The organism is Paenibacillus sp. FSL R7-0345, assembly GCF_038595055.1.
Classification (GTDB): domain Bacteria; phylum Bacillota; class Bacilli; order Paenibacillales; family Paenibacillaceae; genus Paenibacillus_AQ.
Genome location: NZ_CP152002.1, coordinates 2,357,797 through 2,383,320 on the forward strand (window position 1 = coordinate 2,357,797; position 25,524 = coordinate 2,383,320).

The window sequence follows — 25,524 nt, forward strand, 5'->3', positions numbered from 1 at the left end:
ACAATGGCTGCTACAGATTATAGGCTGGATTTTGCGAAGCTGTGTGCCAAATATGAGCTGGGACCGCTGACCGTGGTGCCGGAGCAGGTGGTCGGGGGATTTATGCACAGAATGTACCGCGTTGTCACCGCTAAGGCGGAGTATGCGGTCAAAGCGCTGAATCCCCAGATTATGCTGCGCAGTGCAGCAATGGGCAATATGTTATTTGCTGAAAAGGTTGCGGTGCATGCACAGAAGCTGGGCATAAATGCCCTTCCGGCAATCATGTCCGGAGATACCTGCATGCATGAGACCGACGGTCAGTATTACCTTGTTTTTCCGTGGCGGGAGGGAAGGCCTTTACCTGCGGGAGGTGTTGATCTTGACTGTGCGGCAAAAATAGGCGCTGTGCTGGCGGCTATTCATACAGCTGATTTTGCTGACCTGCTGGCGATGTGGCCGGAGGAAACGTTGAATGCATCCGTGCCGGACTGGAAGGGTTATGCCACACGGTCAGGACAGCTGTCTCTGGAATATGCAGATCAGCTGGCAGGCTGTTGCCTGAGACTGCAAGAGTACACGGAGCGGGCTAATACTTCAGCTCAGCGCCTCCGCCATGAACGGGTGATCAGCCACAGAGATCTTGACCCTAAAAATGTGCTGTGGACCGGCGACCGGCAGCCGCTCATAATAGACTGGGAATCGGCAGGAGCGGTGCACCCGATGCAGGAGCTGCTTGAGGTGGGGCTATACTGGTCGGGCTTTGAAGCAGGGAATCCCAATAAAGAGGCCTTTCAGACTCTAATCCGGGCTTACCGCGAGGGTGGAGGGAAGCTCTGCCGGGACTGGACAGATGTGCTGAATCTTGGTTATCAGGGTAAGCTGGACTGGCTGGAATACAGCCTGAAACGTTCGCTTGGAGAAGAGTGCACAGATGAGGCCGAGCAGCAGCTGGGAACCAGTCAGGTCATCAGCACGATCACAGCGCTGGAGGAGTATGCGGCATTTTTACCGCTTTGCATGGAATGGCTGGCGGAGGTTTGAATGTAGCACTCCGTAACGGACCGTACAGCCGTTATTCTTAGATGTATACGCTTTCATTAAATCTAACGGACTGTAATGACCTTATTGTGTACCAGGTGGGCAATAATCGAGCAAAAATCACCAGATAAGGTCATCCGGGTCCGTTAGCTTGTGTTAACATGAGTGGTGAGTCCGGATAAGGTCATCTGAGTCCGTTAGGAGTGAATGCAAACTATGGAAAAGGAAAATATGTTATTAGCAGCAACACGCGAGGAACTGCAGAGCTGGCTGCAGGAATATAGCACAACGGAGAAATGCTGCTGGGTTATCGTAAGCATGACACCTGTCCCGGACAAGCTGCTATATCTGGATGCTGTTGAGGAGGCACTGTGCTTTGGCTGGATCGACGGAGTCAAAAAGAGCTCTGAGCAGGGTGTTGTGCAGCGGCTGTCCCCAAGATCCAAAAGAAGCTCCTGGACCGAGCTGAATAAAGAACGGGTACGCCGCCTGGACAAGCTGGGGCTGATGAGTGAGGAGGGCAGACGGGTGCTGCCGGATATGGCGCCGGAATCTTTTGTAATAGATGAAGGAATCGAGCAGAGGTTACAAGAGGACCCGGAGGTCTATGCGAACTTTCTGGCCTTCCCGCCGCTGTACCGCAGAATCCGGATTGATAACATACAAGGCTACAAGAAGCAGCCCGAGCTGTTTCAGAGCAGATTGGATAAATTCATTGCGAATACGCGCGAGAACCGGATGTACGGGGCGTGGCATGATAACGGCCGTCTAATCGATTACTAAATATTGATGCTGATCAAAATATCCCGACTGACCGAGGAGGAGCAACTATGCAATACAACGCCAGCAGTCCCGAAGATTATATCAGCCAGCTGCCGGAAGAGCGCCGGACTATTATCGCACGGCTTAGAGCTGTGATCAAAGAGAATTTGCCGGAAGGCTTTGCAGAGGTTGCAGGTTACGGTATCGAATACAAGGTTCCTCATGAGCTGTATCCGCCGGGTTATCATGTGACGCCGGAGCAGCCGCTGCCCTTCATTAGCATAGCTTCACAGAAAAATCATATCGCGCTCTACCACATGGGCATCTACATGCACCCGGAGCTGCTGTCCTGGTTCCGGGAGGAGTACCCGAAGCATATGAAAACCAAGCTGGATATGGGCAAATCCTGCATCCGGTTCAAGCCGGCAGGCACTATCCCTTATGACCTGATCGGTGAGCTAAGCCGCAAAATTACAATTACTGAATATATTCAGCTCTATGAGCGGGAAATTGCCCAAATGAAGAAGAAATAATTGAGCTGGATTTGACACAATCGGGCTATCAGAAGTCACGGAGGATGATGAAATGGACGCTAACAAGGTTACATTTGAGAGTATTGATGACTATATTGGACAGGCCGCACCGGAGGTCCGGGAGCTTTTGCAGAATATACGCAGGGTCATTCATGAAGCTGCTCCGGAAGCCACTGAGAAAATCAGCTATCAGATGCCTACGTTTGACCTGCACGGCAATCTGGTGCATTTTGCAGCGTTCAAAAAGCATATCGGATTTTATCCGGCGCCGCGGGGAATTGAGGCTTTTAAAGAGGAGCTGTCTGTTTATAAAGGGGCCAAAGGTTCAGTCCAGTTCCCGCTCGACCAGCCGATGCCGTATGACCTGATCACCCGGATTGTGAAGTTCAGGGCGGCAGAGAATATGGAGAAAGCCAAAGGAAAACGAAAATCCTGATCCGATGCGTAGGTTTACGAATACACGCCCTGCCGGGTGTGTATTTTTTTATAGCTTGCCAAGACACCTGCAGTTAGGTTTATGATCAGCACTGTTGATAATCCGAGGAGCTTCGCACAGTTCAGTATACTGTTCTTTATTCAGGAAAACGGGAAAATCATCCGCTCCCACCCATTTACTGCGGACATTAAAGGATGGTTGAGTGCTATCAATTCTAATGTTCTGCAAGCCAATGATCCATCGTCATTGATTCATAGGATTATAAAATGTGCGCTGAATATATAGTAATGTAACTTGAAAGGAGCACCCTCATGATCCAATTCGATCTAATTTCCGATATCCATCTGGACTTCTGGCTTAGGCGCAAGGGGCCGACGGCGGAGGATAATGTGCGGGAGGTTGAGCGGTTTGCAGAGCGTCTGCTGCCGCAGACAGTGTCAGAGGTGCTGGTTATAGCGGGGGATCTCGGTCACCGCAACCAGCAAAATGTTGAATTGCTGCATGCACTCAAGCGATATTATACCCATATTTTGGTGGTCGCCGGGAATCATGACTATTATCTGGTGAACAGCAAGGAGCGCTACAAGCTCCAGACTTCGATGAACCGCTGGTCAGAGATGAAGTCGCTGGGCACTGCCATCGAAGGGATACACTATCTGGAAGGTGACGTCTTTGAATGGAACGGGGTGCGGTATGGGGGAGCCGGCATGTGGTATGATTTCTCCTATGGCATCAATGTGCTGGGAAAAAGCCTCTCGGAAATGATGGGAATCTGGTCTAATCAGCTGAATGACCGCAACTACACGATTGGAGCACCGCGGCGTCCGCTGGAATTCTTCTGGGAGCAGAAGGCGCAGCTGGACCGGATTATTCATGACAGTGATGTAATTATCACGCATGTTCCCCCGGATTGGTCACATATTGCAGAGGAGCATGCTGCTGATCCGGTCAGCGGTTGTTATTATTTTGACGGTTCAGACTATGTTGCTCAAGTGGACGGCAAGGTCTGGTGCTCCGGTCATGTTCACATTAACCATTCGTACTGGAAGGACGGCTGCCTGTTTATTAATAATGCCCTCGGCTACCCGAATGAGCACAACCGTCCGCAGGGCAGGATAACATCTGTTATTGCAGAGTGTTAAGTCATTCATTAAATCCAACTCCGGTTGGACTGCTGAGAATATCCCGAACCAGAAACCAGGGTTGCCTGTTTGTAAACAATGCACTTGGCTATCCGGGAGAACATCCTTTTGCAGCTGCAGTCACCGTGCCGGTTGATCATCATAAGGCTGACGATTCCGTCAAAGCAGGAGAATAGGGAGGGACATTGAAATGGATTATGTAACGACGGCTCTGCCTTTAATATGAAGTTCCCGGAGCTGATCTTTTGCACCGAAGATTCCGGGAATGGCTGGTGGGAGAGCGATCTGGCGCTGTTTTCACATATCCGTACGCTTCACCTGTATGCCCCGACGAAAGATTTAGACTTTCTGGGCAAGTTCAATACATTGAAGGAGCTATATGTGCATGACAGTGAGACGCAGGACTGGGGCTTTCTATCCTTATTAACGGAGCTTCATTTTTAAAGCCTGTGGAGATGCCATTTCGCTGATTTAACGCCGGTCCAAGAGCTTTGCAGAAATCAGACAGAATATTTTGAGATTGCCGGAATTCGTATTCCCCGGAAATTAACAAATTTATCCTTGATTGATTGCGGAATTGAAGAACTTTCACCACTGCAGGAGTGCAGCAGCTTGTCCGATCTGAATCTTTCCCATAACCATATTACTGATATCCGTCCGCTAAAAGAAATCCAAAGTCTCTATTATCTCACATTAAGGTATAACCGCATTTCCGATATCACTGACCTAAAGGACATGTACTATCTCAATCTACGGCATATAATCCGTTTTTGTTCTATAACGATTTGATCCCGCAACCAAATAAACACTTGAAGTGCTTGTAGGTTGATAGTCTAGAATGGGACACAGAACAAGAAACGGACATGAAACGTTAGAGGAGGATTCAGTATGAACAAAAGAAAATTGATAGAGATCGTAAAGAGCCGGGAGCTGCCTTGCACAGACGGAGCGTTGCGTACGTACACCGGGACCCGGTACAGGCTGATTGAAGTGGAAAATACCAAGTCCGGCGTTCATAATGACTACAAGGAAAATACATATTGAACTGCTCTGTGAGCTGATTGCTGCGAACCGTCTGGGCCTGCCATTATCCAGAATGAAGGGTTATTTTGCTTCTGCCGACAAAAAGCGGACCCTGTTGAACGAAATGTTGGCTAATAAAAGTAAACTGCGCCAGCAGGTTGATTATATACAGAGATTACTCAGACTTACCGAGGAACTGGAACAAGGGAAGCATCACCATGTTGAACCTGAACAATTATATCTGAGGATGATGCAATAAGTGAAATCGATAGATGTCATCAGTGATCTGCATCTTGATATCAGCAGACCAATAAATTAAAGAGATTGTACTGCCTTGATGGAGACATAGTAGAGATTGAGGGGGTCAGAATCGGCGGCACCGACGGCTGGTATGACGGCTCACTGGGCAGAAGGCTTGGATGTTCGGGGGAATTCTTTGACGGAATCTGGAATACTTCTTTAGGGGATAAGGAATGGATTACGGGCTATCCGGACCCGGAGCAGCTATAACTATACTTGTGGAAGAAGAGGAGTGAGGCGGACAAATGGCAAGAACCATTGTGATTTCCGATATTCACGGCTACTATGAGCTTTTTATGAAACTCCTGGAACAGGTACAGTATGACCCGGCCTGTGATCAATTGTACCTGTTAGGAGATTATGTAGATGGAGGTCCCGAGTCTCTGGCTGTCATCCGGACAGTCATGCAGCTGACTGATGACCATAACCATGTACAAGCCATAGGAGGCAACCATGATGATATGCTGTTGCATTGGCTGGACGATAACGACTACCCCAGAATGCCCTACACCAGCCTCAAAAATGGAGGGTCCGCTACGATACGCTCCTTATGTCCCTGGTATCAGTCCGTGGCTGATGATTCCAGGGCAAGAGAGTTTATTAATGAGCACTATCCGGATGAAATCTCGTTTCTGCGCCGGCTGCCTTATTACATTGAAGATGAAAAGCACATTTATGTGCACGCAGGTATAGATCCTGAGATTGCAGATTGGCGGCAGACCTCTCCCAAAGATTTTCGCTGGATCCGCGGACGATTCTACCAGACTGACGGGAGTGCTGCAGTAACTAAAAAGGTGATCTTCGGGCATGAGGTTTGCGCGAGGCTCCATCAGGATGAGACTAATTTCGACCCGTGGTTCGGTAAGCAATTTACCGGAATAGACGGCGGCGTGAAGTTCGGGTATCAGCTGAATGCCCTGATCATTTATGAGAACGGCGGGTATCAAACGTCAAGCATACAGAGGAGGGACAGGGAATGATGCATAAACAGGAGGAACTGCTGCAGCGTTTTCCGTGGGCGGAAAGCAAGGACAGAAACGGTTGCGGCAGAGGGCATTTGGCTCCATGCTGGTGCGGGGATGGCTGGTATACCTTGATTTACAGCATGTTTGAAGAAATCGAAAACTTGTTCATAGCGGGAGACAGACTCGTTGATCTGCAGGTATATGAGATAAAAGAAAAATACGGGGAAATGAGGGTGAGTATAGGGAGTAGTCTGCAAGAAGTGTATAACATCGTTGATACATATGAGGTACGTTCGTCAAAAGTCTGCGAGGAGTGCGGTGAGGAAGGGAAGATACGTGACATTAACGGATGGCTGTCTGTCAACTGTGATTCGTGCTATCAGAAGCAGCTGTAAATGAACAGATAATTGTATCCGGTAAATAATCAATCCGGTAAACGGAAAATTGTTCGTCCAGTGTTCCAGTTCCATTGTTAGTGAGAACCATTATCATCTATAATGGATGCATGGAGTTGAGATTGGAGGCAGGACAGGCCGGAATGAATATCAATGATCATATTTTGCTATGGAATCACGTGTTTGTCAGAATAATAGATGTCCGCCACATGGTCGTAGCACCGGGGGAGGAGCTGCAGCCTTACCGTCTGCCGTCCAGTGCATTCCTCTATGTTGTGCGCGGCGAAGGCGACGTGTATCTGGACCACAGCAGGCACAGGGTAGAGCGGTTTCATGTGCTGCATGGGGGAAAAGGCACCAGACTGCAGATTCTCCAGGAAAGCGGGCTTGAGTATTATCTGCTTTTGTACCGGGCTACACCGGGTTCCGTGAATCTGAGAGAGATTGTCAGGCTGATGGAGCAGGATAATCCTTTTCTCGACCAGTATGCCTTTGTCCCGCATAATCCCTTGACATTATATAAAAAGGTTGAACTGCTGGAGCGGGAGTGGGGACACGGCTCAGGACTGGGGAAGCTGCACGTACGGGCGCTGTTCTACCAGTTCGTATATGAGCTGCTGAGCCAGCTGTACAGCCAGAATGTTCATGCGCAGAAGCCGGATCTTGTCATGCAGGCAGTGGACTATATCCGTGAGCACTATAGCTCAGCGGTCACACTGCAGCAGATTTCGGGGGAGCTGGACTGCAGCGCGGGCCATCTGTCCCGGCTGTTCAAGAACAGGATGGACACAAGTCCGATTCATTATCTGGGACAGGTGAGGGTGGAGCGGGCGATGGAGCTGCTGCTGCAGACGGACGCTACCTTACAGGAGATTGCCGAGAACGTAGGATACCCGGATGCCCATTCATTAAGCCGGAGCTTTAAAAAATATAAGGGGCTTTCCCCCATCCGCTTAAAAAAAGAGCTGCATAACCGCAAGATCAGTCAGGATATGCCCTTCCCGATGCTAAAATCTGCCGTTCAGCAGAGCCTGCTGTCAGGTTATAGTGATATTGAGAATCAATTTCACTACAGACCGAAAGGGGATCTATTCATGCAAGGAAGATTCAATCTCACCGCAATGACTCTGGTATTATGCTTGTCGCTGTTACTGACTGCTTGTTCGGGAGCAGCGGGTACCAATGCCAATACAAATGCTGCCGGTGCTGGCAGTGCCGCCAACTCCGCCAATGCAGCGGCAGAGACCGCGGCTCCTGCGTCAGCGAAGCCAACAGAACAGGCTGCTGCAGCGCAGACAACAAGAACAGTAACCACATTAATGGGGGATGTGGAGGTGCCTGCGAACCCGCAGCGTGTAGCTTCGGACCAGTATATGGGCCAGCTGCTGAAGCTGGGTATTATTCCGGTCGGTGTCCGCAGCTTTATGCTTAACGAAAGCTGGATTGCAGATTCTGGTATATCACCCGATACGATTGCCGGTATTGAGGATCTCGGCGGCTTTCCGATGAATCTGGAGAAGCTGGCCTATCTGGAGCCTGATCTGATTATCGGATCGATTGAGAAGAATATTGAGGATTACAAGAAAATCGGCGCAACCGTCTTCCTGCCGTACTGGGAAGGTGAATCCACGGCAGGACCACTGGATAAATTCCGCAGAATCAGCGAAATTTTCGGCAAGGAAGAGGTGGCAGAAGCTTGGATTTCCGAATATGAAGCCAAGGTGACAGAGGCCCGCAAGCAGATTGAAGGGATCGTCAAGGAAGGCGAAACGGTATCCAGTGTGCAGGTTGCCAACAACACCCTTTATGTGCTCGCAGCGTCCGGCGGCAATTACGGCAGCTCCACGATTTATCAGATGCTAAAGCTTCCGCCGACAGACAAAGCGCTGAATATGAAGGAAGGCTTTGAGAATATCTCGCTTGAAGTGCTTCCGGAGTATATAGGCGATCACGTATTTGTATACGGCTCCGGGGATGAAGGTGCTGCGGAAATTCTGAACAGCAGCATCTGGAAGGGGCTTCCGGCTGTAAAGAAAGGGCAAGTTTATCTGTATGGCTCATTTGGAAGTGAAGGCGATGAATTTGTTATGGAGGACCCTTATTCCCTGGAGCTGCAGCTGGATTCAATAGTTAAAGTAATGATGGGCGAATAGAAGGCTGTAAAGTTTATTTATAGTAAAATTGGGTATTTATAGAATTTGGTATTTCACCTACAATAAGGTTATAAAGAGTTGTAGGGAGGTTTCAGATTTGAATTATCATTATAGGGCTTATGAACGTACAGATATGCTGAAGGTCCGCCAGTTCCTGTCCGATGCTTACAGCAGATTTAAACGGCCAAACAGCTGGCTGATTGCCCGCTGGGAATTTGAGATTTTTTTCTTTCAGCTGAGGGCGGACACGCTGCATGAATGGGAACGAAACATCGGGCTATGGGAGGATGAGTCCGGCAGGCTTGCAGCCGTTGTCAGCAAAGACGGCGACTTCTACTTTCAGCTGGATTCGGATCATCCGCCGGACAGCCTTACCGGAGAAATGTTCGAATACATAGAGAAGAGGACCAGCCGGGAGCCTGCGGAGTATTGCAAGCTGGCCATTCCGAAATTCATGAGCAGCCTGGAAAGGCTGGCAGTGAGCCGGGGATATGAGCTGCTGCCGGATGAACACGACAGTTCGATCTCCATTACGCTCGACAAGGAATTTCCGGTGCCGCTGCCCGAAGGCTTCAGGCTGTGCAGCGGCACTGAGGTTTCTGACAAGGCCAAGGCTGAGGGCCATATTATGGCGTTTAATTATCCGGGGACGAAGGGGGCTGAACGGATGCTGCAGTTTTACGGCGGTATCCGTGAGGCACCGGGTTACTGTCCCGAGCTTGATCTGTCACTGCTTAATGAGCAGGGGGAGGTCGTAGCATTCTGTAATGTTTTTGTGGATGAAGCTAACCGGATTGGGATGCTTGAACCGGTAGGAACGCATCCTGCATACAGAAACCGCGGGCTCGGCAGGGCCGTAATCTATGAGGGGCTGAACAGGCTGCGCTCAAAAGGAATGGTGAAAGCCTTTACCGGTCCCAACCAGCCATTCTACGAACGGATCGGCTTCGTTCCGGAGGTTGAGCTGGGCGTGTGGCGCAAAAAAATAATCTGATGGCTAAGCCAGGCTCTGAACTCCGGAGCCTGGCTTGTTTATGTCTAAAACCGGTTGTGCGGGATGCTGCCCCGTAACACATTTTTCCGGCACCTCTATTCACAGCCCCGCAATCGGAAAATACAAATCACACTCGCAGTAATGTCTGTTGCCCTTGGCATAATTCACAGACTCATAGCTGAATTTCTCCTCCAGCTCAAACTGCACGGTCGGCATCCAGATTTCGAAGATATACCTCCAGATTTCACTCAGGGACTCTGCGGAGATTTCTTCCGGCCGGTGTAGGCCGATATAGGTGAACACCCCGTATTTATGCGGCTTGGTATGCCGGACATTCATATCCGGCGGGATGATGCTGCTGTGACTGATCTGCAGGGACGGCTGGTAAAAGGTCAGTCCCCGGAACGGCTCGGGGACAGCCGTGAATCCGATAAAGACATCCTTTTGTAACGGATTCAGAATCCGCATGCGGTCGAGGGTAAAGAAATCAACGCCAAGCCTGGCGGCATCCACGGAGTCGGCGCTGCGTCCGTTCTTTAATGTATATTCCGGACCGGCAATCGAAAAGGAAGGGACCACGCTAATGGAGCGGAAGAAGACCAGCCCATCGCCGGCGCGGCTCATAAAGTCGGCATTGAACCGGTCGAGGATACTTAGCTGTGACGGGGATTTGCGCCATTTTGCCGGAGTTAGGCCGTACTCTTCCTTAAAGCTGCGGTTATAGGTCCGCTCACAGCTGAAGCCGTATTTATCCGCAATAAAATCAATGCTGGTCTGCTGGGTCAGCAGATCTCCGAGTGAGCTGGCAATCCGCCTTCTCCGCACATATTCCATCAGCCCGGTTGCCGTGGCACCCTTCCAGATCCGCAGCAGATGAAACTTGGAGACGTTAACATGCTCTGAAATATCGTCAAGGCACAGCGGTTCGAGCAGATGCTCTTCAATAAAATCTGTAGTCCGGTTAATGGTTTCCAGCAAGTAATGATCCATGCGTTCCTCCTGTACTTCGCAATTAGTGTCCGGTTTGGCAAATGGATGAGGTGTATAATTCTACCATAGGCTGCTGAAAGGGCAAGCGATTTCAGTCATAGGATGAGCTGGAGTTAATAGAAGGAGGAACAGACATGGAGGAGAACGGGCTTCGGGAGCTGCAGAAGCGTTACAGGGCTGCAACGGACAGCTTTGTGGAACGGGTGAAGAAGGATGCTAATGTTATTGCGGTCATTGTGTGCGGAAGTCTGGCTTACGATACGGTCTGGGAGAAAAGCGACATCGACATGACCCTGATCATCCGCGATCAGACCCTGCAGCAGACATCATACTGCCTTGACGAGGATGGAATCATCATTAACGTGCAGCTGTTTGAGCGGAGCAGCTTTAAGCGGGGCATGGACCGGCTGCTCGGCGGCTCAATGCCGCAATCGTATTTTGCCAAGGGGCAGATGGTTTACAGCTCGGACGAGAGCCTGTATGACTATTTCGATGAGCTGAGGAGGATGGGCAGCCAGGATATTGCGCGGTCGCTGCTGTGGAGAGCCTGTGAGCTGATTGATATCTACCACAAATGCCAGAAATGGCTGACGGTGCGTAAGGACGCGAGATATACCCAGTTTTTTCTCTTGAAGGCTGCCGATCTGATCGCCGGTATGGAGCTGTGCGCGCAAGGTGAGCCGCCGACCCGCGAAGCAGTTTTGAGCATGCTGGAGCGGTCGCCGGAGCAGATGGCCCCCTTTTACCAGAATCCGTTGTCCGGGCAGTTAAGCGAAGCTGAGCTCTGGAGCTCCATCCGGGAGATTGAGCAGGTGCTGGACCGCCATCTGGAGGCCATGAGCCGTCCAGTGCTTGATTTTATGGGGGATCAGTCGCTTAAGACGATGACCATGCTGACCAGGCATTTTCATATGGAAGGGCATTTTCTGATCAATATCCTGGAGTATATGGCCGAAAAGGGGATCATCGAGAAGGTATCCCAGACGATCCGTCTTACAGCAAAAAGCAAACCGGCGGCTGAGGAAATCGGATTTCTATACATACCTTAACGGGGGGAGAACGGGTAAATGTCCATAAGAACGAGCATTGAAATCTCAGGGGCGAAGCAGAACAATCTCAAGAATGTGTCGGTGGAAATTCCGCGCGATAAGCTGACGGTGATTACAGGGGTTTCGGGCTCCGGCAAATCCTCGCTGGCGTTCGATGTGATCTATGGGGAGGGGCAGCGGCGGTTTCTCGATTCCATCTCCAATTTTGCCAAAAGCCGGATCAGCCAGCTCAAAAAAGCCAAGGTGGATTATGTACGCGGCCTGTCGCCGGTGATTGCAATTGAGCAGAAAAAAGGCAACAATAACCCGCGCTCCACGGTCGGAACGGTTACGGATACCAACGACTATCTCCGTCTGCTGTTCGCCACAGCGGGTACGGGACACTGTCCGGAATGCAGCAAGCCGATGCGCCAGCTGTCTGCTGCCCAGATTGCCGAGCACATTACAGGCCTGCCGGAGGGGACAGTTATTGAGCTGCGGGCTCCTGTCTACAAAATCTACGGGGAGGACTACAGTTACACCTTCCAGCAGCTGCGCGAAAAGGGCTTCAAGCATCTGCTGATCGACGGGGAGCCGGTATCGCTGGGGGATGAGCTGGAGACGGATGAGAGTAAGTCCCATGTGATTGAGATTGTGATTGACCGGATTACGCTGCGCCAGGATACCTATATTCAGCTTACGAAGTCGATTGAAGCGGCCATTCTGGCACTGGATGAGGATATTATGATCAAGGTGGAGGTGATTGGCGGTGCGCCAGAGGATTTCTACGAGCATTTTGCCTGCCCGGAGCATCACTTTTTCCTGTGCGATATGCAGCCGTTCCACTTCTCTTTTAACACGCCGGCGAGCGCCTGCCATACCTGTCTCGGGGTGGGGATGTCTTATGTGGTGGAGCCGCATTTTCTGGTGGTCGCCCCGGAGAAGAGCATCAGCAAAGGTGCGCTTAAGAATACGGTTTTTAACACCTCAGGCAAGGACAGCTACCGCACGGTGATGATGTACAGCCTGTCCCAGAAATACAACTTCAGTCTGGAAACCCCGTTTCATGAGCTGCCAAAAGAAATTCACGAGCTACTCTTCTACGGAACCAGAGGCGAGCTTGTGCCGATGCTGCAGCCGCCGTTTTCCCAGAAGAAAAACTGGATGACCGGCCGGGACCGGGCGTTTGGCGGGTTTGTTCATGAAATGGAGAGCTGGTACAAGCATTATATCCGCAAGTCCTCCACAACAGAGGCGTTTGAGCCGACCTTCATCAAGGACTGTATGATTGAAAAGGTTTGCCCGGAATGCGGCGGCGCCCGGCTTAAGAAGCAACGGCTGCAGGTAACGGTCGGCGGCAAAAACATCGATCAGCTCAGCCGGATGCAGCTGCAGGAGCTGCTGGCTTTTCTTACGGCGCTCACCTTTGAGCCGGAGGTGCGGGATGTGGCGGAGACCATCGTCCGCGAGCTGCATACGCGCATCAGCCTGCTGATCGAAATCGGCCTGCATTACATCAATCTGGGCAGACGCAGTGACAGTATCTCCGGCGGCGAGATGCAGCGGATCAAGATGTCCACCCAGATCAGCAGCGAGCTGATGGGCATGCTCTACATTATGGATGAGCCGAGCATCGGGCTGCATCCCCGTGATTCCGGCAGGGTCATTGAGACGATGAAAAAGCTGCGCGATCTTGGCAATACGGTAATCGTTGTGGAGCATGACCTCGAAACGATCGGCTGTGCCGATCATATTATTGAGATTGGTCCGGGTCCGGGGATTCACGGCGGTAACATCGTTGCCAGCGGAACGCTTGAGGATATAAAGGGTGCAGCAGAATCTGTCACAGGCGGCTATTTGTCCGGCAGAACGGTTATTCCTGTACCTGAGCGGCGGCGCAATCTAGGGGACTTTTTTCTCTCTGTTCAAGGCGCGCGGGAGAACAATCTGAAGGATGTCGATCTGGATATTCCGCTGAATGTGTTCATCTGCATTACCGGTGTATCGGGTTCGGGCAAAAGCTCGCTGATCAACGAAATCCTGACCAAGCAGCTCAAAATCGATAAGACAGGTGCACGAATCGTTGCCGGCAAGCACGACTATGTGTTCGGCGCAGACTTGGTGAACCATGTCATCAACATTGACCAGTCACCGATCGGGCGCAACAGCAAATCGAACCCGGCTACTTATATTGGACTGTACGATAAAATCCGCGATCTGTTCGCCTCGCAGCCGGAGGCCGTGGAGCGCGGCTATCAATCCATCGATTTCAGCCTGACCCATGCGAACGGGACGCGCTGTGAGCACTGTGCAGGAGACGGGATCATCGTCACCAGCCTGCAGTTCATGGCTGACATCGAAACAATCTGCCCGGTGTGCAAGGGCAACCGCTTTTCGGAGGAAGGGCAGGAGATCAAGATCCGGGGCAAATCGATCTCGGAGGTGCTGGAGATGACGGTGGAGGAGGCTGCTGAATTTTTTGCAGATCACAAGTACCTTAAGCATAAGCTGGGCATTATGAATGAGCTCGGACTGGGCTATCTGACGCTGGGCCAGAGCTCGACCACCCTCTCCGGCGGGGAGGCGCAGCGGGTTAAGCTCTCGAATGAGCTGGCGAAGATCAAACGGGGTGCACACAACCTGTATATTCTCGATGAGCCGACCACCGGCCTGCATCTGGCCGACATCCAGAAGCTGCTGCTGGCGCTGAACAAGCTGGTCGACGGCGGGCATTCGGTTATTGTCATTGAGCATCATCTGGATGTGATCAAGTCCGCCGACTACATCATCGACATGGGTCCGGAGGGCGGTAACGGCGGCGGATTAGTGGTGGCAGAGGGTACCCCGGAGCAGGTCGCGAAGGTGGAGACGTCGCATACCGGGCGGTATTTGCGGAGTGTGCTGGGATAGTAAGACTGGTGTACCAAGCTGTGAGTAACTGAATAGGAGCTTTTAACATTTTGCTGTCAGAATTCCCCCACTTCTCTAAGTGGGGATGAATGTCAGCGGTCTTTCTCATTGACAACTATAACCCATAATATTACAATTAAACTATTCAGTCGTATAAAAAAATGGGTTGTGATATCAGTGGAATTGGACACAAATAACCATTCAGTATTCTCCCTTAATTATCACCTTGTTCTAGTTGTAAAGTACCGTAGAAAAGTAATAGACGATGAAATATCTGAACGGTTAAAAGTGATATTTCAATCTATCCAGATGAATTACAATATTACTTTGCAGGAATGGAATCATGATAAGGATCATGTTCACATTCTTATGAAAGCTCACCCCAATAGCGATATTTCCAAGTTTCTGAATGCTTACAAAAGCGCTTCCTCTCGACTAATTAAGAAAGAATTCCATATTATTCGTAAACAATTATGGAAAGAATATTTTTGGTCAAGAAGCTACTGCTTAATAACGACTGGCGGAGCACCGATTGATGTCATCAGAAAGTATATTGAGTCACAAGGTCAGAAATGAGGTGGGCATGTGTTAAGAGCTTACAAATATCGAATCTATCCTACCCACGAACAAGAGCAGTACTTCGCTAACGTATTCGGATGCGTTCGCTTCATCTACAATAGAATGCTTGCAGATAAAATGGAGCATTACAAGCAGACGGAAACCATGCTTAAAAATACACCAGCCCAATACAAAAAGGATTTTGAATGGCTGAAAGAAGTAGATAGCCTTGCTTTAGCTAATGCCCAGCTTAACTTGGACAAGGCTTATAAGAACTTCTTCCGCAATAAGAAAGTGGGATTCCCTAAATTCAGGAGTAAGAAAACAAATAACCATAGCTTCACAACGAATAATCAAAATGGAACGATTGCGATTGAAAATGGAACCATCAAAATTCCAAAACTGAAAACTAAAATAAAAATCAAGTTGCACCGTCAATTTGCGGGTCTTATTAAGTCGTGTACGATTTCCAAAACACCAACAGGAAAATATTATGCTGCCTTATTGGTGGACACGGATATCCTCCCCTTGCTCAAATTAGATACTAAGATGGGTGTTGATCTTGGACTGAAAGACTTTGCGATTACTTCACATGGAGAATTCATACCTAATCCTAAATACTTGCGTAAGTCTGAAAAACGATTAGCCAAATTACAAAAGGACTTATCGCGCAAGAAGAAAGGGAGTCATAACCGATATAAAGCCAGGTTGAAGGTCGCCAAGCTGCATGAAAAAATAGCGAATCAGCGTAAAGATTTTTTGCACAAACTGTCCACCCAAATGATCAACGATAACCAAGTGATCGTGATGGAAGATTTGCGTGTAAAGAACATGATGCAAAATCACAAGTTGGCTAAAGCTATATCCGAAGTCTCATGGAGTATGTTCAGAGAAATGCTCGCCTACAAAGCGACATGGTACAGTAGAGAGTTAATCATTGCTCCAAAAAACTTTGCAAGCAGTCAGCTATGTTCATGCTGCGGTTACAAAAATGCAGAGGTGAAGAATCTGAGTGTACGTCAATGGGCTTGTCCTGTATGCACTACACTACATGATAGAGATGTAAATGCAGCAAAAAACTTACTTAAATTAGCAATGTAATATTGCAAAGATTGGGCTAGGAACTAGCCTATGAGCTTGGGTAAACTTAGAGCGGTAGTTCTATTGACCAAGAAGCACCCACCTCTTAGGTGGTGTGTAGTTCACAGTGAAGGGTCGGGTAAAAACGCCACTTAATTTGGATCTTGTTCAACAGAAAGGAAACCATAGAATGAACTTAAACTACAAAGTAAGATTAGCAGAGTAACCGGATCTCGACTCCTGGATGGCAATGATTGGACTTGTCCGTGACAACTTTACCAGCCTGGTCACGGCTGTGCACCCCGGCCACCGCAGACAAGGGATTGCATCAGCGATGCTTGAACGTATTGACAGCAGGTACCAGAGGCTGAGCAGGCAAGATGCTTCGTGAAAAGAATAGGAAGATAATGTAACTTTTGCTGGCGGGCTGCGTATATCAGGAGAATGTCCAAACTGAATCCTGGAGATGATGATATGCAGCTCATCCGCAATTCTCTTAAAGATCTGATACTTAACACTGAAGAGGCCGAGAGTTCACTCCGTAAGTCGATTTACAGTTATCTGACAAGATTCAGGGAACTGGAGCCGCAGCTTCATGCCTTTGTGCCCGAATCTCAGCAGGAGCAGCGATTGAAGATGGAACAGGAGCGCCTGCTGGCTTCTCTCGCCGGAACTGCCGGTAAGCCGGCTTTATGGGGAATCCCGGTCGGGATCAAGGATTTGATTCATGCTGCGGGCCTGCCCACACAAGCCGGATCCCGGCTGCCTGCTGAGACACTGGCCGGCGGGGAGGCATCTATAGTTACCCGGCTGCGTTCACTGGGAGCGGTTATTGCCGGAAAGACGGTAACCGAGGAGTTTGCCTATCACGGGCCGATCGCTACACTTAATCCGCATCATCCTGCACATACTCCAGGCGGATCCAGTGCAGGCTCGGCTGCTGCGGTTGCCGCAGGCTTATGTCCGCTTGCGTTGGGAACGCAGACGTTACGGTCTGTTCTCGCGCCGGCGTCTTTTTGCGGAGTGGTGGGTTTTAAGCCAAGCTATAACAGAGTACCGCTGGACGGGGTGATTAAGCTGTCGCCCTCATTTGACACGATCGGCTTCTTCACCCAGGATCTGTCCGGTATGGAGACAGCTGCTGAACTGCTTGTTCCGGACTGGAATGCCCGGCAGGTGAGCAGCAAGCCTGTGCTTGGTATTCCCAAGGGGATATACATGGAGCTGATGAGTACTGAGGTAAAAGCGGTTTTTACAGCGCAGATTCAATCCTTGGAGCAGGCTGGTTATCAGGTGAAGCATGTTCAAATGCCTTGGGAAGACGAGCTTATTTACGGGAATGCGATGCTGCGGTTTATTCAGGGGGAATTGGCCCGGGAGCAAGCAGAGCTGTTCGGAGCATATGAACAATATTACGGTGCCAGTGTCAGGGAAGCCATCATTAGTGGTGTGGCCATTCCGGAGGAGGAGCTGGCTGGATACCGGCTGCTGCAGCTCGATTTAAGGGAGCGTTTAAAAAGTCTCATGGTACACGAGAAAATTGATCTGTGGGTATCACCGGCACAGGGCGGGACTGCGCCCAAACTGGAGGAGGGTAACACAGGCTGGCCAGGCATGACAGCGGTCTGGGGATTTGCCGGTTGCCCGGCCATCAGTATTCCTGCGGCCAGCATAGACGGGCTTCCGCTCGGTTTTCAATGTGTCGGCAACTACGGGGAAGATGAATGGCTGCTGGCCCGGGCACGTCAGGTGGCATTGGAGCTTTGTCCGGACAAAATTGATTAATCTGACATACAATTTTTGGTATTCAGCGTATATAAGGATGTGCTATTATTTTATTAGTTATTTTATTCATTACTTAATTAATATATTCGTTAACTAATAGAACATAGCATAGGAGGGGCAGAAGGTGTATCCTCACCATCAAAAGGCAATTGAAGCCATCAGCAGTAAGCTGCAGGCCAGAGAAGAAGTGCTCGGCGTCATTATTGGCGGCTCCGTCGCGCACGGATATGCAAGTGAAACCTCGGATATTGACATCATGATTGTACTTTCTGAGGAAGACTACCAGCAGGCATTGAGGACCGGAGAGATCGGTTATTTTGAAACAGAATCCACACCGTATGAAGGCGGTTACGTAGATGGTAAATGCTTGTCGGCAGACTATATCAGAAAGGTTGCGGAAGCCGGAAGCGAACCTGCCAAATATGCGTTTAAAGATGCCTTTGTTGCCTATTCCAGAATCAACGGACTTGAAGAGCTGATCCGGGCAGCTTCCTGCTATCCTGCAGAGAACAAAGAAGAGAATATGCAGAAGTTCTACGCTCAGCTCGAGACGTGGAAATGGTATTTTTACGAAGGCTTAAAAAGAGATAACCAGCTGCTGATGGATTATTCCCGTACCAACTATGCCATGTTCGCCGGACGGCTGATCTTAGCCTATAATAACAGGCTGTTCCCCTCCTACAAATGGCTGCTCAAGGAGCTGGAGCTGTCAGAGGCTAAGCCAGACAATTTCATGGAGCTGCTGGAGGCTGTTGCTACGCTTAAGACCCCGGACTCCATCGAGCGCTTGTATGAGAGTGTTACTGGATTTCATAACTGGTATACATCTAACGAGCATTGGACTGTGAGATTTATGCTGGACAGCCAGCTGAACTGGGTAGACGGCATGGTGCCAGTTCTTGATATTTAATTAAAATAAAGCAGCCGCCGGACACGTTCTGTGTTCAGCGGCTTTTTTTTGCTGCTTCTAAATCTAGGCATTCATCTTATTATAAGCAGCCAGCAGTTCCTGCAATGGAATTCCATCGATGGTCAGACCTTCTGTGTTGCAGTGCTTGATATCCACACCTGAAAGGTCGCAGCCGATCATCCGGCTTCCTGTTAATCTCAGATCGCCGAGGAGTGAATGGGTAAGATTCAGGTTGGTGAATCTGGAACCGCTCATATTGCTGTCAGTAAATAAGCTGCCGGATAAATTAGTGTTGCTGAAGCTGGCCTGCTCCAGGTTCATATTGTAAAAATCCGCCCCGCTCATCAGGCAGTTCTCAAACTCCGCTTCCAGAAAAGCCAGTATCCCGGACTGCTGTTGCTCTGCGTATATTCATTGTGGTACACTCCAGATCTTTTAATTATTGCGGTGCAGGCAGGGTATAGATAAATTGTATATTCTTATTCTCAGGCCCTAAGTTGTAAGCGCGTATGGTTAGCTCATTGCCGTTGCGGCCTTCAAACCGCAGATCATCACCGGGGAACATGGAGTCCCACTGATCCAATATCCATTTGCTGTCGGCTGCAGGTAATTGCTCATATAAGAGCGTCTGGGTACCGGTGGAACGGTCAACAGCAGTCAAAAAGGCAGTATCACCCGGCCGGATCAGAGCAACATCAGGATAAAAAGCCTCCACATTGTAATAAACATCCCGCGTTACGCTGGTCCCCATTAATTTAGGCAGGTCGATGGTTTCTTTTACAGCACCGGTACCGTCCTCGATCAGACGCAGGGTCTGCCCGTCATTCAGCAGCAGTCTGCCCTCGGACCAGAGAGCCGGCTCGTCAAAGGTGGTATGAAAATCAGTATGTGCCTGACGAAGAAGTGCCCCGTTTTTAAGCAGATAGGTATAGTACTCCGCATAGAGATGCGGTTCACCGTAAGAGTTTCTGACCTGCAATACAGTCAATCCGCCTGGTGTATTCTCGAAGGTGAAATCCACAACATCCAGCCCCCTGCCCAGATGGGCGAGCTTACGTTTACTATCTTTGCCGGTTGAGATGTACAGGTCACCGGTATCAAGCGAGACGGAGTAACGTGTTCCTTTGTAGGTTTCTGAGTAACCCCGGTACATATGGAGACCGTTGGCCAGCAGGCTGCGGGTTTTGGCATCCCAGCGGACGCTGCCGCCTTCCAGTGCCTTAACCAGGAACTTGGCAGGCAGATACAGTACGTCCTGGACAAGGAAGGGAGTACCGCCGATGTCCATACTGACGTTATCCAGTACGCCATGTGTGCTGCCTAGCCGCACAGCAAAGCTTTTCTCCCAGCCGCTGAATGAAGCGCGTGTGCGGGTCTTGTCCCAAGTCATTTCGATTCCGAGACTATTAACGATATTAGCAGGCAGATAGGATACCCCGTTCTTAATGATAGCCGTACCTAATGAGCTTCCTGATATGCCGCTGTCACTGCTATAAGTCACATAATATCTGACTTCCTCAGTGCTTGATTTAGCAGATGCGGCGCCAGGTGCAGAGCCTGATAAGAGCATAAGCCCGACAGTGGACAAGAGCAGCAGTTTTCTGATCATAGAGGTTACCGTCCTTTCAGAATAAATAGGATCATTAACAGATATGCGATTTAAAAGATTAGACGAAGTAGAGAGGAGAATGTTTCCTTTTTTGTTATAAGAAATAGAAAAAATATACAAGTCACTTCCATGACCTGGGGAACGTACGTTCTTTACATAAGAGAGGTATAAGGATTATAATCACAACATAACGGAAACAGAGAACGCCTTGCCGATTAGTGAAGATTGTTCTTTTTTTACAAGTAAATTATAAATAGCTTAATTGGAGGAGTTCCTATGCCATATTGTCAAGTTGAGAACGCCAATATATATTACGAGGAAATGGGTACAGGCAAACCGATTATTATGATCCATGGTTTTTCACCAGACCATCGCCTAATGAGTGGATGTATGGAACCGATATTTGAAAAGATCCCCGGTTGGCGCCGTATTTATCTTGACCTGCCTGGAATGGGGCAAACAAAGGATTACGATCGGATAGGTAATTCAGATGATATGCTGGAGGCGGTTATTCAATTTATTGAAACGCTTGTCCCAAACCAAGATTATCTCATAGCAGGCGAATCATACGGTGGATATATTACAAGAGGAGTTATTAATAAACATAAAGATCGTATTGGTGGTGCTGCACTCATTTGTCCAATGATTATTCCTGAACACAAAAGAAGAGTAGTTCCCGGGCATTTGGTTGTTCATTATGATCGCGAATTTCTGGACACCTTAAGTGAGGAGCAAATAAATGATTTTAGCGCAAATCAAGTCGTTCTTAATGAATATAATTGGAAAAGGTATTCAGAAGAGATCGTTGCAGGCTGTAAGATCGCTGACTACGATTTTCTTAGCAAGCTTCAAAGAAACTATGGATTTTCGGCCAATATAGATGGACTGGTTTTTAATAAACCAACATTATTTACTCTCGGGCGGCAAGATGCAGTCGTTGGTTACAAAGATGCTTTTAGCATTTTAGACAATTATCCTAGAGCAACCTTTGCCGTTCTAGATCGGGCAGGCCATAATCTGCAGATTGAACAGGCTCAATTATTTGAGTCTCTTATGTATGAATGGCTTGAAAGAGTAGCAGAGTCTGGATTTTAATTTTAAAAATGATATAACTCAGTATTAAATGAATGTACATCAACGCTGAATCACTCAAAGTTTAATAACTAAAGGTTGCAGGAATCAGAAGGAGGAGGATTCATGGAAGCAGATGTGTTAGAGCGTTTACCAAATCCAGTCAACTTGAAAAGGTTAATGAAAATCCAGGCAACACTAAATATGATTCTCTGTCAGGATGAATGGCTTCGGTACCATAGCTTTGTTGAGGACTGGAATGCAGGTGTGAGTATGGCGAAAATAGATAATGGAGCAGGTGATCATTTAATTATTCTGTTTTCCCCTGAAGGTTCCATAATAAAGGGCTTCGATCATGAATCTGAATTAAGCCCTTATGCGCAAGATGAACATAAAGTATGGGAAGGGATCTATGATGACGTTCCGCAGGAATTACGATCTCTACTTAAAAATGAAGCAATTGAAGTAGACGATGTGACTTTTTGTATTTGGCGTAAAAATAGTGATACTAACTGGCACAAAGGTAAAGTTCAGATTCCAAAAGGTGAAAGTGATGGTTCTGATTTTTTGTTGGGATGTATCTTCCGTACACCAGACGATTTTGCAGCATTTGCAACGGATTATTTTGAGTTATCACTACCATTGAATGTTGTTGCAAAAATTTATGATGGTTTCCCCATTACGGAAGAAATGATCGCTATCTTAAATCCCGGCTGTGATGTAAAAGAGGTCTTTCTAGAATTAGGGTCATTAGGCTTAAGGGAATAGTGATGACTTAAAGGCACGGGCATTCGCCCGTGCCTTTAAGTCTTTCTGCGCTAGTAACCTGCTGCCTATTTCTGCTTCTTGCGGCAGTCCAGAAACCGCATATTCACTTCGCCGCTGCCCGCGGTGTTTGGCTTCAGCTTGAGCGGGAAAGCGTTACGCTTCAATGCAGCCTTAACCTGGCGCGGGGTCAGACAGGGACGAAGCTGCAGCAGCTGGGCGGCTGCGCCTGAAACAATCGGCGTAGATATCGAGGTACCGGACAGCTTGATGTAACATTTGCCCACCTTCAGCCCGGGCTGCTGGCGCGCCAGCCTGGAACCGGGTGCGAGGAGGGAAATGACCATTTCCCCTGGTGCCACGATATCAGGTTTTACTTTACCTCCAGGGGCTGGCCCGCGGCTGGAATAGAACGTAATCCGGTCATCTGCCTGGGTAACCGTCCGCCGGTCATTCACGGCACCGACCGTGATCGCCGAGGGGCTGACTCCCGGCGAATCTATTGTGCGGGGAGCCGGACCGCTGTTGCCGGCCGAGATGACGACCGTTAATCCGGCTTTGACTGCTTTTTCCGCTGCCTGAACCAGCAGGTCTTCTTCCGGCGAAGCCGCTGCAGGCCCGCCGAAGGACATGGACAGGATACGCAGCTTAAGCCGCTTTCTGTTGGCGATGCACCATTCTATCCCTTTTATGATGGTAGAGTCGAAGCCTTCGCCGTATTGGTCTAATACCTTCACTCCTACTATACCTGCTTTCGGGGCAGGCCCCTTGTATTTCCCCTTGCTTGACCATCCGTTCCCTGCCGCATCGCCGCTGATATGTGTACCGTGACCGTTATCATCGTATGGCTTTTTTCGGTGATTGATGAAATCTTTAAAAGCGATAATCCGGTTGACCGGCCGGGTCAGGTCAGGATGAGGATACACACCTGTATCAATAATGGCGATATGGACCCCTTTTCCGGTAACACCGCGTGTCTGCTGAAGGGCCGCTGATCCGATTGAAGGCGTTGCGATGTTCAGCGAAGCTTTTTTTACACCGTCCAGATACACTTTGCCGACTTCCCCGCAGCTGCAGATCCGCTCCAGACATTTCACGGAAACCTGTGCCGATACGGCATTCAACAGGTTGAGCTGGTGCTTTACAGGAAAGGGATGCTCCCCTAAATGCTTCCGCAGGGCTTCCATACGGGCAGGGGTCAGCTTGTGCTTGAACTGAACAATGACCGGAACCGGTTTGCGTGTTCTATCTGAGCTTCTGGAATGCTGGTGTAGTCTGCGTTTTAACGGCTTGTTAATTTTGGCGGCATGATGCCGTATCCACCCTAATTCACTCATGGCTGTCGTTTCACCTCTCCAATAGCACATCCTATGCAAAGAGCCGCCCAGGGGATACATATCTATGAAACTGTGACGATATCACATTTATTGCAAGAGTAGGTAAGCACCGCTTCAGAATGCGCAGGAATTGCATTTAATAGACTATCTTAAAAGAAAGTGGTGAAGCAAAGTGAGAGAAGCTGATAAGAAAGCATTATTGGCAAAAAAAGCATTACTGGCAAAGAAAGCACTGATGGCCCGCAAGTTTAATGCAAAGAAGGTTGTGAAAAGAAAACGCAGAATCAAACAAACCTTTAGCCGCTTTGTGGTTCTGGCAACAAGCACAGGCAATGTTAATAAGGATACTACCGGCTGGACAGCCTCTCTGACAAGCGGCGCAGTTACAACCACTACAGATTTCGACGATTTCGGAGTAGCTCAATTTCCGACGATCTCTACTCTGACAACAGTGTCTTATGTGCTGCGGATTAGAGATGAGGCAGGCAACCTTTTGACAACCAAAAGTGTTTCCGCTAACCGTGAGTTCTTTGTGGCCCGGTTCTAATAGTCCTGTAAGCCTGAAGTAGAATAGACACTTCTATATCCCCTATAATCATCCTGAATAGGATATTATAGGGGATATATTGATTTAATAGAGTTCCAATTCATAAGAGGAGGCTGACGCTTTGTTTGAATGGATACAGGACTACAGCTTACTGGAATATTGCAGCAGGCAGGAGCACATGAATTTTGGAGACCGCTCCCGGTTTTTTATGCATACAGTCACGGTAGATACTCCGTCAGGGATGACCGCGCTGGCGCAATATTTTATAGCGGGAAGTGTACTGCTTGATATGGATTTCAATATTACGGTTCCTGTACCGGCTGAACAGCTGCAGCAGCAGGTGGCTCCGCATTTCGGTGTGGTGAGACAGCTTGAACGCAAGGGGCGGATTGAATCTGTACATATGAATCAGCTGAAGCCCGGATCGGTCAAGCTGTTCCATGAAACGGAGACTGGCATTCTACTTATCATGAAGGATTTGTATCGCCATAACGACAGTGAGCACTGGTATTCCGGCCAAAAGCGCAGGCTGGTGCATTACACTGTCGATCCTACAGAGCTTGAACCATATGAGGATGCAGAGGTAAAAAAAGTTCAAGCCCTGCTGCAGCAGGCCTATTTCGGCGGTGAAGCTGTTGAATTCGGAATAATGCCGCTCGGCTGGCCGTTTGACGATTCCTTAAGACATTCAGCGGCGCTGCGTTTTGTTGCCGGGTTTGCCCCGAATCTGACCTTGTCTGTGGATGAGTACAGTAATGAAGTTATTCTGCTGAACATAGCGGCGAAAGAGCCTGTCCATAAGCTGTATCTGCCGTCAGCACAGCCGCAGCCGCCAAGAAGGGTGAATCATTATCTGTACCTGAATGTCGGCCACGGGCTGGTCTATGTGGTGAACCTGCTGGTGCAGCCGGTGATTACGAAGTGGGAGAGCTTTGCAGACGCTAAGCTGTACTCTCTTGGAGAAAATACTGATTTTGCGGATTTTGAACCCGGGACAGCGGAGTGTCTGGAAGGGATAAGCTTGTTTTTTGATGAGGATACTTTACAGAGGATGATGGATGAGGTTAACCAGGCACTGAAATTTGGTTGAAATGTACAATCATTTACTTGTTTTTTGGCTATAATGACAATTAACCTGACATATATATTTAAAAGCCAGCCCGCAGCAGATATAATATGGCCAATAAGATTACTGAAGAGCATGGGAGCAG

At 49.0% G+C, this 25,524-nt stretch carries 28 protein-coding genes; 24 read left to right on the forward strand and 4 right to left on the reverse strand.

Annotated elements, in window-relative coordinates; genetic code table 11:
• Positions 1 to 3 precede the first annotated feature (3 nt).
• From NST84_RS09810 to NST84_RS09870, 13 genes are all read left to right on the forward strand, one after another.
• Positions 4 to 1,023, forward strand: a complete 1,020-nt coding sequence (locus NST84_RS09810; protein ID WP_342565398.1) for an aminoglycoside phosphotransferase family protein — start codon at positions 4 to 6, stop codon at positions 1,021 to 1,023.
• 213 nt (positions 1,024 to 1,236) lie between these two features.
• Positions 1,237 to 1,803: a YdeI/OmpD-associated family protein gene (locus tag NST84_RS09815; protein WP_342565399.1), complete on the forward strand. Its 567-nt coding sequence runs from the start codon at positions 1,237 to 1,239 to the stop codon at positions 1,801 to 1,803.
• A 47-nt stretch (positions 1,804 to 1,850) separates the two neighbouring features.
• Entirely contained in the window at positions 1,851 to 2,315 is a 465-nt protein-coding gene (locus NST84_RS09820; protein ID WP_342565400.1) for a DUF1801 domain-containing protein, read from the forward strand.
• A gap of 52 nt (positions 2,316 to 2,367) precedes the next feature.
• On the forward strand, positions 2,368 to 2,751 hold the full coding sequence (locus NST84_RS09825; protein ID WP_342565401.1) for a DUF1801 domain-containing protein: 384 nt from the start codon (positions 2,368 to 2,370) through the stop codon (positions 2,749 to 2,751).
• Between the two features lie 311 nt (positions 2,752 to 3,062).
• Positions 3,063 to 3,893 carry a metallophosphoesterase gene (locus tag NST84_RS09830; protein WP_342565402.1) on the forward strand — a complete coding sequence of 277 codons (831 nt, stop codon included), beginning with the start codon at positions 3,063 to 3,065 and terminating at the stop codon, positions 3,891 to 3,893.
• A 222-nt stretch (positions 3,894 to 4,115) separates the two neighbouring features.
• Entirely contained in the window at positions 4,116 to 4,337 is a 222-nt protein-coding gene (locus NST84_RS09835) for a hypothetical protein (protein ID WP_342565403.1), read from the forward strand.
• Positions 4,338 to 4,781: 444 nt separating this feature from the next.
• Entirely contained in the window at positions 4,782 to 4,937 is a 156-nt protein-coding gene (locus tag NST84_RS09840; RefSeq protein WP_342565404.1) for a hypothetical protein, read from the forward strand.
• Positions 4,912 to 5,175, forward strand: coding sequence for a hypothetical protein (locus NST84_RS09845; RefSeq protein WP_342565405.1), 264 nt, complete (start codon positions 4,912 to 4,914; stop codon positions 5,173 to 5,175). Before NST84_RS09840 ends, NST84_RS09845 begins: the two co-directional genes overlap by 26 nt.
• A gap of 65 nt (positions 5,176 to 5,240) precedes the next feature.
• On the forward strand, positions 5,241 to 5,426 hold the full coding sequence (locus tag NST84_RS09850; RefSeq protein ID WP_342565406.1) for a hypothetical protein: 186 nt from the start codon (positions 5,241 to 5,243) through the stop codon (positions 5,424 to 5,426).
• Positions 5,427 to 5,461: 35 nt separating this feature from the next.
• The gene (locus NST84_RS09855; protein ID WP_342565407.1) at positions 5,462 to 6,196 is read left to right on the forward strand and encodes a metallophosphoesterase; all 735 of its coding nucleotides are present in this window, start codon (positions 5,462 to 5,464) and stop codon (positions 6,194 to 6,196) included.
• On the forward strand, positions 6,193 to 6,576 hold the full coding sequence (locus tag NST84_RS09860) for a hypothetical protein (RefSeq protein ID WP_342565408.1): 384 nt from the start codon (positions 6,193 to 6,195) through the stop codon (positions 6,574 to 6,576). The genes NST84_RS09855 and NST84_RS09860 overlap by 4 nt, the downstream gene beginning before the upstream one ends.
• 143 nt (positions 6,577 to 6,719) lie before the next feature.
• On the forward strand, positions 6,720 to 8,729 hold the full coding sequence (locus NST84_RS09865; RefSeq protein WP_342565409.1) for a helix-turn-helix domain-containing protein: 2,010 nt from the start codon (positions 6,720 to 6,722) through the stop codon (positions 8,727 to 8,729).
• A gap of 97 nt (positions 8,730 to 8,826) precedes the next feature.
• On the forward strand, positions 8,827 to 9,723 hold the full coding sequence (locus tag NST84_RS09870; RefSeq protein ID WP_342565410.1) for a GNAT family N-acetyltransferase: 897 nt from the start codon (positions 8,827 to 8,829) through the stop codon (positions 9,721 to 9,723).
• 99 nt (positions 9,724 to 9,822) lie between these two features.
• Here the strand turns inward: NST84_RS09870 and NST84_RS09875 are convergent, their stop codons facing one another.
• The gene (locus tag NST84_RS09875; RefSeq protein ID WP_342565411.1) at positions 9,823 to 10,713 is read right to left on the reverse strand and encodes a helix-turn-helix domain-containing protein; all 891 of its coding nucleotides are present in this window, start codon (positions 10,711 to 10,713) and stop codon (positions 9,823 to 9,825) included.
• 134 nt (positions 10,714 to 10,847) lie between these two features.
• On the opposite strand from NST84_RS09875, the gene NST84_RS09880 reads away from it, so the two are divergent.
• From NST84_RS09880 to NST84_RS09910, 7 genes are all read left to right on the forward strand, one after another.
• Positions 10,848 to 11,762: a nucleotidyltransferase gene (locus tag NST84_RS09880; RefSeq protein WP_342565412.1), complete on the forward strand. Its 915-nt coding sequence runs from the start codon at positions 10,848 to 10,850 to the stop codon at positions 11,760 to 11,762.
• A gap of 18 nt (positions 11,763 to 11,780) precedes the next feature.
• Positions 11,781 to 14,651, forward strand: coding sequence for an excinuclease ABC subunit UvrA (uvrA, locus tag NST84_RS09885; RefSeq protein ID WP_342565413.1), 2,871 nt, complete (start codon positions 11,781 to 11,783; stop codon positions 14,649 to 14,651).
• 177 nt (positions 14,652 to 14,828) lie between these two features.
• Entirely contained in the window at positions 14,829 to 15,227 is a 399-nt protein-coding gene (tnpA, locus tag NST84_RS09890; RefSeq protein ID WP_342563054.1) for an IS200/IS605 family transposase, read from the forward strand.
• A gap of 9 nt (positions 15,228 to 15,236) precedes the next feature.
• Complete coding sequence (gene tnpB / locus NST84_RS09895; protein ID WP_342565414.1) at positions 15,237 to 16,310, forward strand: IS200/IS605 family element RNA-guided endonuclease TnpB; 1,074 nt, start codon at positions 15,237 to 15,239, stop codon at positions 16,308 to 16,310.
• 223 nt (positions 16,311 to 16,533) lie between these two features.
• Complete coding sequence (locus NST84_RS09900) at positions 16,534 to 16,680, forward strand: GNAT family N-acetyltransferase (protein WP_342565415.1); 147 nt, start codon at positions 16,534 to 16,536, stop codon at positions 16,678 to 16,680.
• A gap of 53 nt (positions 16,681 to 16,733) precedes the next feature.
• On the forward strand, positions 16,734 to 18,074 hold the full coding sequence (locus tag NST84_RS09905; protein ID WP_342565416.1) for an amidase: 1,341 nt from the start codon (positions 16,734 to 16,736) through the stop codon (positions 18,072 to 18,074).
• Between the two features lie 124 nt (positions 18,075 to 18,198).
• Positions 18,199 to 18,984, forward strand: coding sequence for a nucleotidyltransferase domain-containing protein (locus tag NST84_RS09910; protein WP_342565417.1), 786 nt, complete (start codon positions 18,199 to 18,201; stop codon positions 18,982 to 18,984).
• 63 nt (positions 18,985 to 19,047) lie between these two features.
• Here NST84_RS09910 and NST84_RS09915 read toward each other — a convergent pair whose 3' ends face one another.
• Positions 19,048 to 19,395: a pentapeptide repeat-containing protein gene (locus NST84_RS09915; protein ID WP_342566388.1), complete on the reverse strand. Its 348-nt coding sequence runs from the start codon at positions 19,393 to 19,395 to the stop codon at positions 19,048 to 19,050.
• A 28-nt stretch (positions 19,396 to 19,423) separates the two neighbouring features.
• Positions 19,424 to 20,593: a copper amine oxidase N-terminal domain-containing protein gene (locus NST84_RS09920; protein ID WP_342565418.1), complete on the reverse strand. Its 1,170-nt coding sequence runs from the start codon at positions 20,591 to 20,593 to the stop codon at positions 19,424 to 19,426.
• A 276-nt stretch (positions 20,594 to 20,869) separates the two neighbouring features.
• Between NST84_RS09920 and NST84_RS09925 the strand changes: the two genes are divergently transcribed.
• A complete protein-coding gene (locus NST84_RS09925) occupies positions 20,870 to 21,688 on the forward strand; it encodes an alpha/beta hydrolase (RefSeq protein WP_342565419.1) in 819 nt (272 codons plus the stop codon).
• Positions 21,689 to 21,790: 102 nt separating this feature from the next.
• Positions 21,791 to 22,432, forward strand: coding sequence for a hypothetical protein (locus NST84_RS09930; RefSeq protein WP_342565420.1), 642 nt, complete (start codon positions 21,791 to 21,793; stop codon positions 22,430 to 22,432).
• A gap of 65 nt (positions 22,433 to 22,497) precedes the next feature.
• On the opposite strand, the gene NST84_RS09935 is transcribed toward NST84_RS09930, so the two are convergent.
• The gene (locus tag NST84_RS09935; protein WP_342565421.1) at positions 22,498 to 23,766 is read right to left on the reverse strand and encodes a S8 family peptidase; all 1,269 of its coding nucleotides are present in this window, start codon (positions 23,764 to 23,766) and stop codon (positions 22,498 to 22,500) included.
• A 199-nt stretch (positions 23,767 to 23,965) separates the two neighbouring features.
• On the opposite strand from NST84_RS09935, the gene NST84_RS09940 reads away from it, so the two are divergent.
• Positions 23,966 to 24,313, forward strand: coding sequence for a hypothetical protein (locus tag NST84_RS09940; RefSeq protein ID WP_342565422.1), 348 nt, complete (start codon positions 23,966 to 23,968; stop codon positions 24,311 to 24,313).
• A 121-nt stretch (positions 24,314 to 24,434) separates the two neighbouring features.
• Positions 24,435 to 25,403, forward strand: a complete 969-nt coding sequence (locus tag NST84_RS09945; protein WP_342565423.1) for a hypothetical protein — start codon at positions 24,435 to 24,437, stop codon at positions 25,401 to 25,403.
• Positions 25,404 to 25,524 lie beyond the last annotated feature (121 nt).